This window comes from Streptomyces sp. NPDC003248 (assembly GCF_055563235.1).
Genome location: NZ_JBVHDT010000015.1, coordinates 1 through 12,545, shown reverse-complemented (window position 1 = coordinate 12,545; position 12,545 = coordinate 1). Strand labels below are relative to the sequence as shown.

At 71.9% G+C, this 12,545-nt stretch carries 13 protein-coding genes; 10 read left to right on the top strand and 3 right to left on the bottom strand.

Annotation, left to right across the window (positions count from 1 at the left end; genetic code table 11):
• The first annotated feature begins 15 nt into the window (after nucleotides 1–15).
• The 6 genes from ACZ3KJ_RS28440 (at nucleotide 16) to pssA (ending at nucleotide 6,430) form a co-directional block, all read left to right on the top strand.
• Nucleotides 16–2,064, top strand: coding sequence for a protein meaA (locus ACZ3KJ_RS28440; RefSeq protein ID WP_467531113.1), 2,049 nt, complete (start codon nucleotides 16–18; stop codon nucleotides 2,062–2,064).
• Nucleotides 2,061–3,023, top strand: a complete 963-nt coding sequence (locus tag ACZ3KJ_RS28435; RefSeq protein WP_389514711.1) for an HpcH/HpaI aldolase/citrate lyase family protein — start codon at nucleotides 2,061–2,063, stop codon at nucleotides 3,021–3,023. The genes ACZ3KJ_RS28440 and ACZ3KJ_RS28435 overlap by 4 nt, the downstream gene beginning before the upstream one ends.
• A 17-nt stretch (nucleotides 3,024–3,040) precedes the next feature.
• Complete coding sequence (locus ACZ3KJ_RS28430) at nucleotides 3,041–3,559, top strand: MaoC family dehydratase (RefSeq protein ID WP_389515918.1); 519 nt, start codon at nucleotides 3,041–3,043, stop codon at nucleotides 3,557–3,559.
• Nucleotides 3,556–4,761: an acyl-CoA dehydrogenase family protein gene (locus ACZ3KJ_RS28425; RefSeq protein WP_467531111.1), complete on the top strand. Its 1,206-nt coding sequence runs from the start codon at nucleotides 3,556–3,558 to the stop codon at nucleotides 4,759–4,761. Before ACZ3KJ_RS28430 ends, ACZ3KJ_RS28425 begins: the two co-directional genes overlap by 4 nt.
• A gap of 171 nt (nucleotides 4,762–4,932) precedes the next feature.
• Nucleotides 4,933–5,589 (top strand): phosphatidylserine decarboxylase, encoded by a 657-nt coding sequence (locus tag ACZ3KJ_RS28420; protein ID WP_467531110.1) that lies wholly within the window; start codon nucleotides 4,933–4,935, stop codon nucleotides 5,587–5,589.
• 22 nt (nucleotides 5,590–5,611) lie between these two features.
• The gene (gene pssA / locus ACZ3KJ_RS28415) at nucleotides 5,612–6,430 is read left to right on the top strand and encodes a CDP-diacylglycerol--serine O-phosphatidyltransferase (protein ID WP_389515920.1); all 819 of its coding nucleotides are present in this window, start codon (nucleotides 5,612–5,614) and stop codon (nucleotides 6,428–6,430) included.
• A gap of 107 nt (nucleotides 6,431–6,537) precedes the next feature.
• Here the strand turns inward: pssA and ACZ3KJ_RS28410 are convergent, their stop codons facing one another.
• Nucleotides 6,538–7,401: a helix-turn-helix domain-containing protein gene (locus ACZ3KJ_RS28410; RefSeq protein WP_467531109.1), complete on the bottom strand. Its 864-nt coding sequence runs from the start codon at nucleotides 7,399–7,401 to the stop codon at nucleotides 6,538–6,540.
• Nucleotides 7,402–7,536: 135 nt separating this feature from the next.
• Here ACZ3KJ_RS28410 and ACZ3KJ_RS28405 point away from each other — a divergent pair, with 135 nt between their 5' ends.
• Nucleotides 7,537–8,481: an oxidoreductase gene (locus ACZ3KJ_RS28405; RefSeq protein ID WP_467531108.1), complete on the top strand. Its 945-nt coding sequence runs from the start codon at nucleotides 7,537–7,539 to the stop codon at nucleotides 8,479–8,481.
• On the opposite strand, the gene ACZ3KJ_RS28400 is transcribed toward ACZ3KJ_RS28405, so the two are convergent.
• On the bottom strand, nucleotides 8,469–9,587 hold the full coding sequence (locus tag ACZ3KJ_RS28400) for a glycerate kinase (RefSeq protein ID WP_467531314.1): 1,119 nt from the start codon (nucleotides 9,585–9,587) through the stop codon (nucleotides 8,469–8,471). The genes ACZ3KJ_RS28405 and ACZ3KJ_RS28400 overlap by 13 nt on opposite strands.
• 186 nt (nucleotides 9,588–9,773) lie before the next feature.
• Here ACZ3KJ_RS28400 and ACZ3KJ_RS28395 point away from each other — a divergent pair, with 186 nt between their 5' ends.
• A complete protein-coding gene (locus ACZ3KJ_RS28395) occupies nucleotides 9,774–10,850 on the top strand; it encodes an ADP-ribosylglycohydrolase family protein (RefSeq protein WP_467531107.1) in 1,077 nt (358 codons plus the stop codon).
• Nucleotides 10,851–10,924: 74 nt separating this feature from the next.
• The gene (locus tag ACZ3KJ_RS28390) at nucleotides 10,925–11,422 is read left to right on the top strand and encodes an NUDIX domain-containing protein (RefSeq protein ID WP_389514718.1); all 498 of its coding nucleotides are present in this window, start codon (nucleotides 10,925–10,927) and stop codon (nucleotides 11,420–11,422) included.
• A 22-nt stretch (nucleotides 11,423–11,444) separates the two neighbouring features.
• Here ACZ3KJ_RS28390 and ACZ3KJ_RS28385 read toward each other — a convergent pair whose 3' ends face one another.
• Nucleotides 11,445–11,645: a DUF2191 domain-containing protein gene (locus ACZ3KJ_RS28385; protein ID WP_467531105.1), complete on the bottom strand. Its 201-nt coding sequence runs from the start codon at nucleotides 11,643–11,645 to the stop codon at nucleotides 11,445–11,447.
• Between the two features lie 78 nt (nucleotides 11,646–11,723).
• Here ACZ3KJ_RS28385 and ACZ3KJ_RS28380 point away from each other — a divergent pair, with 78 nt between their 5' ends.
• Nucleotides 11,724–12,455, top strand: coding sequence for an SIR2 family NAD-dependent protein deacylase (locus ACZ3KJ_RS28380; protein ID WP_467531104.1), 732 nt, complete (start codon nucleotides 11,724–11,726; stop codon nucleotides 12,453–12,455).
• Nucleotides 12,456–12,545 lie beyond the last annotated feature (90 nt).

Sequence of the window (12,545 nt, the reverse complement as noted above, 5' to 3'; positions counted from 1 at the left end):
CATCCGAGGTCATAGATGACTGAGCGTCAGCCTGCCGACGGGCAGCGGGAGAAGGACCGGCCGTGGCTCATGCGCACGTACGCCGGTCACTCCACGGCCGAGGCGTCCAACGAGCTGTACCGGCGCAACCTCGCCAAGGGCCAGACCGGTCTGTCGGTCGCGTTCGACCTGCCGACCCAGACCGGCTACGACCCCGACCACGTCCTCGCCCGCGGCGAGGTCGGCCGGGTGGGCGTGCCGGTCGCGCACCTCGGTGACATGCGCCGGCTGTTCCAGGACATCCCCCTGGAGCGGATGAACACCTCGATGACCATCAACGCCACCGCCATGTGGCTGCTGGCGCTCTACCAGGTCGTCGCGGAGGAGCAGGGCGCGGACCTCACGCGGCTCCAGGGCACGACCCAGAACGACATCGTCAAGGAGTACCTCTCCCGCGGCACCCATGTGTTCCCGCCGGGGCCGAGCCTGCGCCTGACGACGGACATGATCGCGTACACGGTCGCCCACCTGCCGAGGTGGAACCCGATCAACATCTGCAGCTACCACCTCCAGGAGGCCGGGGCCACACCGGTCCAGGAGATCGCGTACGCGATGTCCACCGCCGTCGCCGTCCTCGACGCCGTGCGCGACGGCGGCCAGGTGCCCCAGGACCGCATGGGCGACGTCGTCGGCCGGATCTCCTTCTTCGTCAACGCGGGCGTCCGCTTCGTCGAGGAGATGTGCAAGATGCGCGCCTTCGGCCGCATCTGGGACCGGATCACCCGCGAGCGGTACGGCATCGAGAACCCCAAGCACCGCCGCTTCCGCTACGGCGTCCAGGTCAACTCCCTCGGGCTGACCGAGGCGCAGCCGGAGAACAACGTCCAGCGGATCGTGCTGGAGATGCTGGCGGTGACCCTCTCCAAGGACGCCCGCGCGCGTGCCGTGCAGCTGCCCGCCTGGAACGAGGCGCTGGGCCTGCCCCGCCCCTGGGACCAGCAGTGGTCGCTGCGCATCCAGCAGGTCCTCGCCCACGAGAGCGACCTGCTGGAGTACGACGACATCTTCGAGGGCTCGAAGGTGATCGAGGCGAAGGTGGACCGGCTGGTCGAGGAGTCCCTCGCGGAGATCGAGCGGATCCAGGAGATGGGCGGGGCGATGGCCGCCGTCGAGTCCGGCTACCTGAAGTCGCGGCTGGTCGCCTCGCACGCCGAGCGCCGGGCCCGGATCGAGTCCGGCCAGGAGAAGATCGTGGGCGTCAACGTCTTCGAGACGACCGAGCCGAACCCGCTGACGGCCGACCTCGACACCGCGGTCCAGACGGTCGACCCGGCCGTCGAGGCCCGTGTCGTCGCCTCGCTCCGGAACTGGCGCGACACCCGCTACCAGCCGCCGTTCAACCACCCCCGCCCCTGCAAGGCGCTGGAGCGGCTGAAGGAGGCGGCCAAGGGCACCGACAACCTCATGGAGGCCACCCTGGAGTGCGCCCGCGCCGGCGTCACCACCGGTGAGTGGGCGGGCGCGCTGCGGGAGGTGTTCGGCGAGTTCCGGGCCCCGACGGGCGTGTCGTCGGCGCCGGTCGCCGTGGCCGCGCGGGACGGCTCGGCCCTGTCCGGGGTGCGCCGCGCGGTGGAGCGGACGGCGGCCGACCTCGGCGTGGGCAAGCTGCGCTTCCTGGTCGGCAAGCCCGGCCTGGACGGGCACTCCAACGGCGCCGAGCAGATCGCCGTCCGGGCCCGGGACGCCGGGTTCGAGGTGGTCTACCAGGGCATCCGGCTCACCCCCGAGCAGATCGTGGACGCCGCCCTCGCCGAGGACGTGCACGCCGTCGGCCTCTCCGTCCTCTCCGGGTCGCACGCCCGGCTCGTCCCGGACGTGCTGGACCGGCTGCGTGTGGCCGGTGCCACAGATATCCCGGTGATCGCCGGTGGCATCATCCCGAGGGGTGACGCCGAGCGGCTGAGGGCCGCCGGAGTCGCCGCCGTCTTCACCCCGAAGGACTTCGACATCACCGGGATCATCGGCCGCATCGTCGACGAGATCCGGAAAGCGAACAAGCTCGACCCCCTGGAGGTCCCCGCATGACGACCGTCAACCGCCTTCGCCCCCGGCGCTCCTGTCTGGCCGTGCCGGGCTCGAACCCCCGCTTCCTGGAGAAGGCGCAGGGCCTCCCGGCGGACCAGGTCTTCCTCGACCTGGAGGACGCGTGCGCCCCGCTCGCCAAGCCCGAGGCGCGGCACACCATCGTCAAGTTCCTCAACGAGGGCGACTGGACCGGCAAGACGCGCGTGGTCCGCGTCAACGACTGGACGACGGAGTGGACGTACCGCGACGTCGTGACCGTCGTCGAGGGCGCCGGGCAGAACCTCGACTGCATCATGCTGCCGAAGGTGCAGAACGCCCAGCAGGTCGTCGCCCTGGACCTCCTCCTCACCCAGATCGAGAAGACGATGGGCTTCGAGGTCGGCCGGATCGGCATCGAGGCGCAGATCGAGAACGCGCAGGGCCTGAACAACGTCAACGAGATCGCGCAGGCCTCCCCGCGCACCGAGACGATCATCTTCGGCCCGGCCGACTTCATGGCGTCGATCAACATGAAGTCGCTGGTCGTGGGCGAGCAGCCGCCCGGCTACCCGGCGGACGCCTACCACTACATCCTGATGAAGATCCTGATGGCCGCCCGCGCCAACGACCTCCAGGCCATCGACGGCCCCTACCTCCAGATCCGCAACGTCGACGGCTTCCGCGAGGTGGCCGGCCGTGCCGCGGCGCTCGGCTTCGACGGCAAGTGGGTGCTGCACCCCGGCCAGGTGGACGCCGCCAACGAGGTCTTCTCCCCCTCCCAGGAGGACTACGACCACGCCGAGCTGATCCTGGACGCGTACGAGTACTGCACGTCCGAGGCCGGCGGCAAGAAGGGCTCCGCGATGCTCGGCGACGAGATGATCGACGAGGCCAGCCGCAAGATGGCCCTGGTCATCGCGGGCAAAGGACGCGCCGCCGGCATGCGGCGCACCAGCACGTTCGAGATCCCCGCCGACTAGAGAGGGCCGTGAGCGCGATGCAGTTCGGGCGCACCTACGAGGAGTTCGAGGTCGGTGCCGTGTACAAGCACTGGCCGGGCAAGACGGTCACGGAGTACGACGACCACCTCTTCTGCCTCCTCACCATGAACCACCACCCGCTCCACCTGGACGCGCACTACGCGGAGCGGACGACGGACTTCGGCAAGAACGTCGTCGTCGGCAACTACGTCTACTCGCTGCTGCTCGGCATGTCCGTCCCGGACGTCTCCGGCAAGGCGATCGCCAACCTGGAGATCGAGTCGCTGAAGCACGTGGCGCCGACCTTCCACGGCGACACGATCTACGGCGAGACGACCGTGCTGGACAAGTGGCCGTCGAGGTCGAAGGACGACCGCGGGATCGTCCACGTCGAGACCCGGGGCCACAAGCAGGACGGCACGCTGGTGTGCGTGTTCCGCCGCAAGGTGATGGTGCCGACCGAGACGTACATCAAGGAGCGCGGCGGAGAGCAGCCCGGCCGCCCCGAGCCGAAGACCCAGGAGAAGCGGAAATGAGCCGTCTCGCCCGGACCGCGGGTCTCACGGACGTCCAGGAGGAGATCCTCTCCACCGTCCGCGACTTCGTGGACAAGGAGATCATCCCGGTCGCCACCGAGCTGGAGCACCGCGACGAGTACCCCCAGCAGATCGTCGACGGACTGAAGGAGCTGGGCCTGTTCGGCCTGATGATCCCCGAGGAGTACGGGGGTCTGGGCGAGTCGCTCCTGACGTACGCGCTGTGCGTGGAGGAGATCGCCCGCGGCTGGATGTCCGTCTCCGGCATCATCAACACGCACTTCATCGTGGCGTACATGCTCAAGCAGCACGGCACGCAGGAGCAGAAGGACCACTTCCTGCCGAGGATGGCCGCCGGGGACGTCCGCGGCGCGTTCTCGATGTCGGAGCCCGCTCTGGGCTCCGACGTGTCGGCGATCACGTCGAAGGCGGTGAAGGACGGCGACGCGTACGTCCTGAACGGCCAGAAGATGTGGCTGACCAACGGCGGCACGTCCTCGCTCGTCGCCGTCCTCGTCCGCAGTGACGAAGGACACCCCGAGGGCACCGCCCCGCACAAGTCGATGACGACGTTCCTCGTGGAGAAGGAGCCCGGCTTCGGCGAGGTCCGCCCCGGCCTCACCATCCCGGGCAAGATCGACAAGATGGGGTACAAGGGCGTCGACACCACCGAGCTGATCATGGACGGCCTGCGGGTTCCGGAGAACCGCGTGCTCGGAGGGGTGACGGGGCGAGGTTTTTACCAAATGATGGACGGCGTGGAGGTGGGCCGGGTCAACGTCGCGGCGCGCGGCTGCGGCGTCGCGCAGCGCGCGTTCGAGCTGGGGGTGCGGTACGCCCAGCAGCGGCACACGTTCGGCCGGCCGATCGCGCAGCACCAGGCCATCCAGTTCAAGCTGGCCGAGATGGCTACCAAGGTCGAGGCCGCCCATGCCATGATGGTCAACGCGGCTCGCAAAAAGGACTCCGGTGAACGAAACGACCTAGAGGCAGGGATGGCGAAGTACCTCGCCTCCGAGTACTGCAAGGAGGTCGTGGAGGACTCCTTCCGGATCCACGGCGGCTACGGCTTCTCCAAGGAGTACGAGATCGAGCGCCTCTACCGTGAGGCCCCGATGCTGCTGATCGGTGAAGGTACCGCCGAGATCCAGAAAATGATCATCGGGCGCAGGCTGCTCGAGGAGTATAAGTTCCAAGGCTAGATGTCCGGGTTGGGGGTGTTTTCTTCGAGAAGAAGATCACACCCCGTCAACTCGCTCCCGCCGCCGACTCGGCTTCCTGGCTTGCCCAGTTGCCGCACAGAACCGCTACGATCGCGGGAAAGCCGCCGTCCCCCTGTCGAAGCGCGGCATCATCCGCTACGAAGGTCATCCATGCCCCACAGCCAAACCTCTGCACCTCGCGACAGCCTGGCCGGCGTACGCCTTGCGCGCGGAGCATCGCCGTGGCTCCTTCCGACCGTCGCCACCGCAGCCGTCAGCCTGGTCCGCGCCCGCCGCTCGGGTGTCGCCAAGGCCGTCGCCGTACCCGCCACCGCTCTCGCCGCGGGCATGCTGTGGTTCTTCCGCGACCCCGAGCGTGAGATCGCGCAGGGCCGGGTCATCTCCCCCGCCGACGGAGTGGTGCAGAGCATCATGCCGTGGAAGGACGGACGGACCCGCGTCGCGATCTTCATGAGCCCGCTCAACGTCCACGTCAACCGCGCGCCGCTGGCCGGCACGGTGACGTCGGTCGAGCACATCCCGGGCGGGTTCGTGCCGGCGTTCAACAAGGAGAGCGAGAACAACGAGCGCGTCGTCTGGCACTTCGACACCGAGCTCGGTGACATCGAGATGATCCAGATCGCCGGCGCCGTCGCCCGCCGTATCGTCCCCTACGTCCCGGAGGGCACGAAGGTCGAGCAGGGCGAGAGGATCGGTCTCATCCGCTTCGGCTCGCGCGTCGACATCTACCTGCCCGAGGGCGTGGAGATCGCGGTCGAGGTCGGGCAGAAGACCGTGGCTGGGGTGACTCGCATTGACCGTGATTGACCCCGAGACACAGGCGGGCTGGGTGCCCGAGGCCGACGAGGTGGACGAAGAGGAGGAGATGCCCCTCTCTCTCCGGCTGTCGATAGCGGACACCCTCACCCTCGGCAACGCCACGTGCGGCTTCATGGCGGTGTACTTCACCACCACCGGCATCCTGATCCCGCACCTCACCGGCAGCCAGGAGTCCGGCATGGCCCGCCACAGCGCGGCCACGGCGGTCATCCTGATGCTCTGCGCGGCGGTCTTCGACCTCTTCGACGGTCTGGTGGCGCGCAAGCTGCGCTCCTCGCCCATGGGCGCGGAGCTGGACAACCTCTCCGACCTGATCAGCTTCGGCCTCGCCCCGGCCTACTTCGTCCTGGTCTACGGCATGGTCGCCGACGACGCCCACCAGCGGGTGGCGGCGGTCGGCGCGATCGTGGTGCTGCTGGCGGTGGTGCTGCGGCTCGCCCGCTTCTCGTGCGTGACGATGAAGGACGGCATGTTCCAGGGCATGCCCTCCCCGTTCGGCGCGCTGACGGTCGTCTCGATCGTGCTGCTGGAGCTGCCCTTCGTGGCGACGCTCCTGGCCATCCTGGGGACCGCCTGGCTGATGGTGAGCCGGGTGGAATACCCGAAGCCGCGGGGCCGCCTCGCCGGCGCGATGCTCTCGTGGATCGTCCTGTCGATGGGTCTGCTGGCGGGGTGGGCCTTCGACGCCCCGAGCGGCCAGCTCCTCCTCCAGACGGGCTGCGCCCTCCAGCTGGTCATGGGCGCGGTCATCCCGCTGTTCGCCACGGCCCGCCGGGTGAACAACTTCCGCGACAACCGGCGCGAGGCACGGGCGGCACAGCTGCCCTAGCGCCCGTGGCGGTCCGACGACGTCGAAGGCCCCGGACCTCCCCGGTCCGGGGCCTTCGGCGTCCCCGGACGCCGGTCACCGGTCACCGGCCGGACACGGGATCCCGGTCACCGGTCGCACGCCGGATCCCGATCGAAGTCCGGGCCCGGCGTGCCGGTCGCGGCGAGGCTGCCGAGGAGGTCGAGGAGCTCGGCGTGGCGGCTGCCCGGTTCGGCGTGGAAGACGACCAGGGTGAGACCGCCGGTCCCGTCGATCGTCATCTTGTTCGAGTGAAGGTCGAGGTCACCGACCTGCGGGTGGTGCATCCGGCTCACCCGTCCCCGCCTCGGCTGGACGTCGTGACGCGCCCACAGGGTACGGAAGCGGTCACTGCGCACGGACAGCTCGCCGACCAGCTCCCTCAGCCGCGGATCGTCGACATCCGGTCCCGCCTGCCCCCGCAGGATGCCCACCGCCTCCTCGGTGAGTTCCTCCCAGTCGCGGCGCAGGGCGCGCTCGGCGGGGTCGAGCAGGACCGCGCGCAGGAGGTTGACGCCGGGGGCGTAGTTCGGGGAGAGGGCCGCGGCCAGGGCGTTCGCCGCGAGGCAGTCGGTGAACCGGTTCTGGACGTAGGCCGGGGTGCGCGGCCAGCCGTCGATGAGCTGGAGGACACTGGGCGGGACGTGCTCACGGGCGGGCCCGCGTGCGGTGGTGGGCCGGTCCTGGACCAGCGCCGCGAGGTGGGCGGCGGCGTCCGCATCCAGCCGCAGCACCCGGGCGACGGCCCGGAGCACCTGCGCCGAGGGACGGCGGTCCCGGCCCTGCTCCAGCCTCAGGTAGTAGTCCGCGCTGATCCCGGCGAGCAGCGCCACCTCCTCGCGCCGGAGCCCCGGCACCCGCCGCAGGCCGCCGCCGGGCAGCCCGACGTCCTCCGGCCGCACCAGGGCCCGCCGGGCCCGCAGGAAGTCACCGAGGGCGTTCGTCCCGTTCATGCGTCCACCGTACGGCCGGGCCCCGCGCGGGTGCCTGGCCCCGTCACCACCAGGAACCCCAGGGCTCTGCCACCGGGCCGGGCGCGGGACGCAGGGTGGAGCCGTCACCCCGATCCACCCGGAAGGCACGACGACATGACCTACGACAACCCGCGCCACGGCGGCACGAGCGCGACCCCGGCCGGCGGAACGGCCGCGTCCCCCCTCGGCGGCACGCTCACCCCCGCCGACGGACTGACCCTGACCCGGATGGGCTACGGCGCGATGCAGCTGGCCGGGCCGAACGTCTTCGGCCCGCCGAAGGACCGCGCCGAGGCGGTCGCGGTGCTGCGCGCGGCCGTGGACGCGGGCGTCACGCACATCGACACCGCCGACTTCTACGGCCCCGCCGTGGTCAACGAACTCATCCGCGAGGCCCTCGGCGATCCCTACCCCGCGGGCCTGCACATCGTCACCAAGGTCGGCGCCCGCCGGGGCGCGGACGGCGCCTGGCTGCCCTCGCTGGCCCCCGCCGACCTGCGGGCCCAGGTCCACGACAACCTGCGGCACCTGGGCGTGGACGCGCTGGACGTGGTCAACCTCAGGATCGGCGGACAGCACACCCCGGACGAGGAGCCGCTCGCCGAGCGGTTCGGCGCCCTGGCGGAGCTGCGCCAGGAGGGGCTGATCCGTCACCTGGGTCTGAGCAACGCCTCCGGCCGGCAGCTGACCGAGGCGCAGCGGATCGCGCCCGTCGTCACCGTCCAGAACCTCTACAACCTGGCCCACCGGCACGACGACGCCCTCCTCGACCGCTGCGCGGCGGAGGGCATCGCCTTCGCGCCCTTCTTCCCGCTGGGCGGCTTCACCCCCCTGCAATCCCGGACGCTGAGCCGGGTCGCCGCCCGCCTCGGGGCCACGCCCCAGCAGGTGGCGCTGGCCTGGCTGCTGCGGCGCTCCCCGGCCGTCGTGCTCATCCCGGGCACGTCGTCCCTGGCCCACCTCCACGAGAACCTCGCGGCGGCCGGGCTGGCGCTGCCGGGGGACGCGGAGGCGGAGCTGGACGCGATCGGCGGGGAGGAGCCCGCTCAGACCAGGTAGTCCCGGGCGATCCGCTCGGCGACCCGCTCCAGGATCGGCCCGGCCTCCGCGATGCAGCGGGCGACGTCCGGCTCGGCCTCCGTCAGCGGGTAGGCCCGCCGGATCCCGGCCCGGCCCAGCGCCTCCGGCGGCAGGGCGAGACGGCCGCAGACGGCCACGACCTCCTTGCCGGCCGCGCGGGCGGCGGCGGCGACACCCGCGGGCGCCTTGCCGTGCAGGGTCTGCGCGTCCAGGGAGCCCTCGCCGGTGATCACCAGGTCCGCCCGCTCCAGCGCCGGCGCGAACCCCAGCACGTCGAGCATGACCTCGATCCCGGCGCGGAAGCGGGCACCGAGCAGCAGGGCTCCGTAGCCGATGCCGCCCGCGGCACCCGCGCCGGGCGCGGCGGCGTACTCCGCGGCCTTGGGGCCGACCGCGGCCTCCAGCACCTTCGCGTACCGCGCGAGCGCCGCGTCCAGCGTCTCGACGTCGTCCGGGGAAGCGCCCTTCTGCGGCCCGTACACCGCCGGGGCACCCTTCGGGCCGGTCAGCGGGTTGTCGACGTCGCTGGCGAGGACCAGGTCGACGGAGGACAGCCGGGGGTCGAGGCCCGACAGGTCGACGCGGGCCAGGTCGGTGAGGCCGCCGCCGCCCGGCGCGACCGGCTCGCCCTCCTCGTCCAGGAGGCGGGCGCCCAGCGCGGACAGCATGCCCGCGCCGCCGTCGGTGGTGGCGCTGCCGCCGACCCCGAACACGATCGTGCGGGCGCCGGCGTCCAGCGCGGCCCGCAGCAGCTCCCCGGAGCCGTACGTGGAGGCCGTGAGCGGGGCGAACACCCCGGCCGGGAGGCGCTGGAGGCCGCTCGCCTCGGCCATCTCCACGACCGCGGTGTCACCGCGCAGCGCGAACGCGGCGGTGACCTCGTGGCCGAGGGGCCCGGCGACCCGTACCTCCCGGCGTTCGAATCCGGCCGCGACCGCCGCGTCGACCGTGCCGTCGCCGCCGTCGGCGACCGGCAGGGCCTCGACCTCGGCCTCCGGCACGACCCGGCGCAGCCCGGCCGTCACCCGCTCGGCGACCTCCACGGCCGTCAACGAGCCCTTGAACTTGTCCGCGGCCACGAGCACCCTGTGCGTGCCCTGCGCTGCAGCGTCCGCCACCTTGCATCCCCTTGCTCTCCGGGCCCCTCGCACGTCGGGGCCAGTCGCGCCGCAGTGACCTTAACCTCAGGAGACCCCCGCCGTCATGCCCCGCCCGGCCCTCGAACAGCGACGGAGCCGCACGGCGGCCCCGGAAACGGGTACTCCGCAGCCATGACCCCTGTGGGCACCGATCACGAGCTCGCCGACCGCGTCCTCGGCGGCTGGCTCGGCCGGATCGCCGGCAACATGCTCGGCAAACCGGTCGAGCAGGGCGACGTGTGGACGCGCGAGCGCATCGACCGCTATCTGCGGCGGGCCGCCGCCCTGCCGCTCACCGACTACCTGCCGGCGCCGGCCCCCGGGGACGACGACGCGCCGCTGCGCCCCGAGTGGCGGCAGTGCGTGCGCGGCCGCATCCACGGCAGCTGCCGCGACGACGACATCGACTACGCCATCCTCGGCCTGGACCTGCTGGAGACGCACGGCTTCGGCTTCAGCACCGAGCGGGTCGGCGAGCAGTGGCTGCTGCGGCTGCCGTACCTCCAGACGTTCACGGCGGAGCGGGCCGCGTACCGCAACCTCGCCAACGGGCTGAAACCTCCGCTGACGGCGACGTACGACAACCCCTACCAGGAATGGATCGGCGCTCTGATCCGTGCCGACGTCTACGGCTGGACCTGCCCCGGCGTGCCGTACCGGGCCGCCGCGCTGGCCCGCCGCGACGCCGTGCTGTCCCACACCGGCAACGGTGTGTACGGCGCGATGTGGGCGGCGGCGCTGGTCTCGGCGGCGTTCACGGCGCCGACGGTCCGGCACGCCGTCGAGGAGGCGCTGGCCGTGATCCCGGCGAGCTGCCGGCTCGCCCGCACCGTGCGCCGTGTCGTCTCCCTGCACGACACCCGCCTGTCCTGGGAGGACACGCTGACCACGGTGGCGGAGGAGACGGCGGGCCTCGGCTGGATCCACACGGTCCCCAACGCGGCCGTCCTCACCGCCGGGCTCCTCTACGGCGACGGAGACTTCACGCGGACGCTCGCGCTGACCGTCCGCGGCGGCCTGGACACCGACTCCAACGGGGCGACGGCCGGTTCGGTCGCCGGGGTCCTGACCGGCGCGCGGGCCATCCCCGGCCAGTGGACGGAACCCCTGGAGGACACCGTGCGCAGCGCGGTGTTCGGTTTCGACGGGGTGCGGATCAGTGAGCTGGCGGAACGGACACTGCGGCTGGTGGGGGCGGACGCGCCGTGACCGGGGCGGTCCCCGCTCCCGTGCGCCGCGCAGTGAGCCGGGTGGGAGGCGCGGTGCCTGGTTACCCTTCCAGGATGACCACTGCTGAGACTTCCTTCGCCGCCTACATCGCCTCCCTCCCCCGCGTCCTGGCCGGCGCCGCGGTGCTGTTCCGGGACGGCGAGGGGCGGGTGCTCCTGGTCGAGCCGAACTACCGCGAGGGGTGGACGCTGCCGGGCGGCACGATCGAGTCCGACGACGGCGAGACCCCGCGGCAGGCGGCCCGCCGCGAGACGCTGGAGGAGATCGGCCTGGACCGCGAACCCGGCCGGCTGCTCACGGTGGACTGGGCGCACGGCACGAACCGGCCGCCCCTGGTGGCATACGTCTACGACGGCGGGGTCCTCACCGACGACGACCTCAAGGCGATCCGGTTGCAGGAGGAGGAGCTGCTGTCCTGGCGGCTGGTGCCGCGCGCGGAGATCACCGACCATCTGCGGGGTTCGCTGGGCCTGCGCGTGCTGGCCGCGCTGGACGTCCTGGCGGACGGCTCGGGCACGGCCGAACTGGAGAACGGCCACCGGGTGGCGTAGCCATGGCCGTACCGCTGGAGGATCAGCCCTCCACGTCGCGCGGTTTCGCGTCCACCGCCCGCAGCGCCTCGTCCCGCGTGGCCGTCCGCGCCTCGGTGCGGTGCCCGCGGGCGATGTAGTCGCGCACGACGACTTCGACGGCGTCCTGGGGGTTGCCCACGCCGGTGAGCACCATGGCCTCGACGACCAGTTCGGCATCGAGGGAGACAGCGACCTTGGCCATGCCGGGACGGTAGCACCGCTCGCCGCCCGCCCGATATCCGTTCGCCGACGCCGGATCTGCCGCCCTACCCTCGGCGGCATGGCCAAACCCCTCGTCGCCCTCCTCAGCGGCGCCGGCATCTCCACGGACTCCGGCATCCCCGACTACCGCGGGCCCGACGGGCTGTGGCGGCGGGATCCGGAGGCGGAGAAGCTCGTCACGTACGAGCACTACATGCGGGACCCGGAGATCCGGCGGCGGTCCTGGCAGATGCGCCGTGAGAGCCGCGCCCTGCGGGCCGAGCCGAACGCGGCGCACCGGGCGGTGGCCGGACTGGAACGGTCCGGGGTGCCGGTGCGGGTGATCACGCAGAACGTGGACGGGCTGCACCAGCTCGCCGGGATGCCCGCCCGCAAGGTGCTCGAACTGCACGGCTCCGCGCACGGCGTGGTGTGCACCCGGTGCCACGCGCGCGGACCGATGCGGGACGCGCTCGCGCGCGTGGAGGCCGGCGAGGACGATCCTCCGTGCCTGGGATGCGGCGGCATCCTGAAGTCGGCGACCGTGATGTTCGGCGAACGCCTCGACCCGGTGGTCCTCGGTGACGCCGTCGCGATCAGCAAGGCGTGCCAGGTGTTCCTCGCCGTCGGCACCAGCCTCCAGGTCCATCCGGCGGCGGGCCTCACGGGCGTCGCCGCCGACCACGGCGCCCGCCTGATCATCGTCAACGCCGAGCCGACACCGTACGACGGGATCGCCGACGAGGTCGTACGGGAGCCGATCGGGACCGCGCTGCCCCGGCTGCTGCGGGAACTGGGCGACGGGACCTAGGTGTTCTGTCTCGGGAGGTTGTGGACGGGTGAGCCAGGTCTCGGCTGAGGGGTCTTGAACAGGTGAGGGCCTTCCGGTTCGGTGTGGATT

What these genes read in the sequence shown, in the direction of transcription:
- ACZ3KJ_RS28440 (WP_467531113.1), top strand. Translation starts at nt 16, where the DNA reads ATGACTGAGCGTCAGCCTGCCGACGGGCAGCGGGAGAAGGACCGGCCG.
- ACZ3KJ_RS28435 (WP_389514711.1), top strand. Translation starts at nt 2,061, where the DNA reads ATGACGACCGTCAACCGCCTTCGCCCCCGGCGCTCCTGTCTGGCCGTG.
- ACZ3KJ_RS28430 (WP_389515918.1), top strand. Translation starts at nt 3,041, where the DNA reads ATGCAGTTCGGGCGCACCTACGAGGAGTTCGAGGTCGGTGCCGTGTAC.
- ACZ3KJ_RS28425 (WP_467531111.1), top strand. Translation starts at nt 3,556, where the DNA reads ATGAGCCGTCTCGCCCGGACCGCGGGTCTCACGGACGTCCAGGAGGAG.
- ACZ3KJ_RS28420 (WP_467531110.1), top strand. Translation starts at nt 4,933, where the DNA reads ATGCCCCACAGCCAAACCTCTGCACCTCGCGACAGCCTGGCCGGCGTA.
- ACZ3KJ_RS28410 (WP_467531109.1), bottom strand. Translation starts at nt 7,401, where the DNA reads ATGAACGGGACGAACGCCCTCGGTGACTTCCTGCGGGCCCGGCGGGCC.
- ACZ3KJ_RS28405 (WP_467531108.1), top strand. Translation starts at nt 7,537, where the DNA reads ATGACCTACGACAACCCGCGCCACGGCGGCACGAGCGCGACCCCGGCC.
- ACZ3KJ_RS28395 (WP_467531107.1), top strand. Translation starts at nt 9,774, where the DNA reads ATGACCCCTGTGGGCACCGATCACGAGCTCGCCGACCGCGTCCTCGGC.
- ACZ3KJ_RS28390 (WP_389514718.1), top strand. Translation starts at nt 10,925, where the DNA reads ATGACCACTGCTGAGACTTCCTTCGCCGCCTACATCGCCTCCCTCCCC.
- ACZ3KJ_RS28385 (WP_467531105.1), bottom strand. Translation starts at nt 11,645, where the DNA reads ATGGCCAAGGTCGCTGTCTCCCTCGATGCCGAACTGGTCGTCGAGGCC.
- ACZ3KJ_RS28380 (WP_467531104.1), top strand. Translation starts at nt 11,724, where the DNA reads ATGGCCAAACCCCTCGTCGCCCTCCTCAGCGGCGCCGGCATCTCCACG.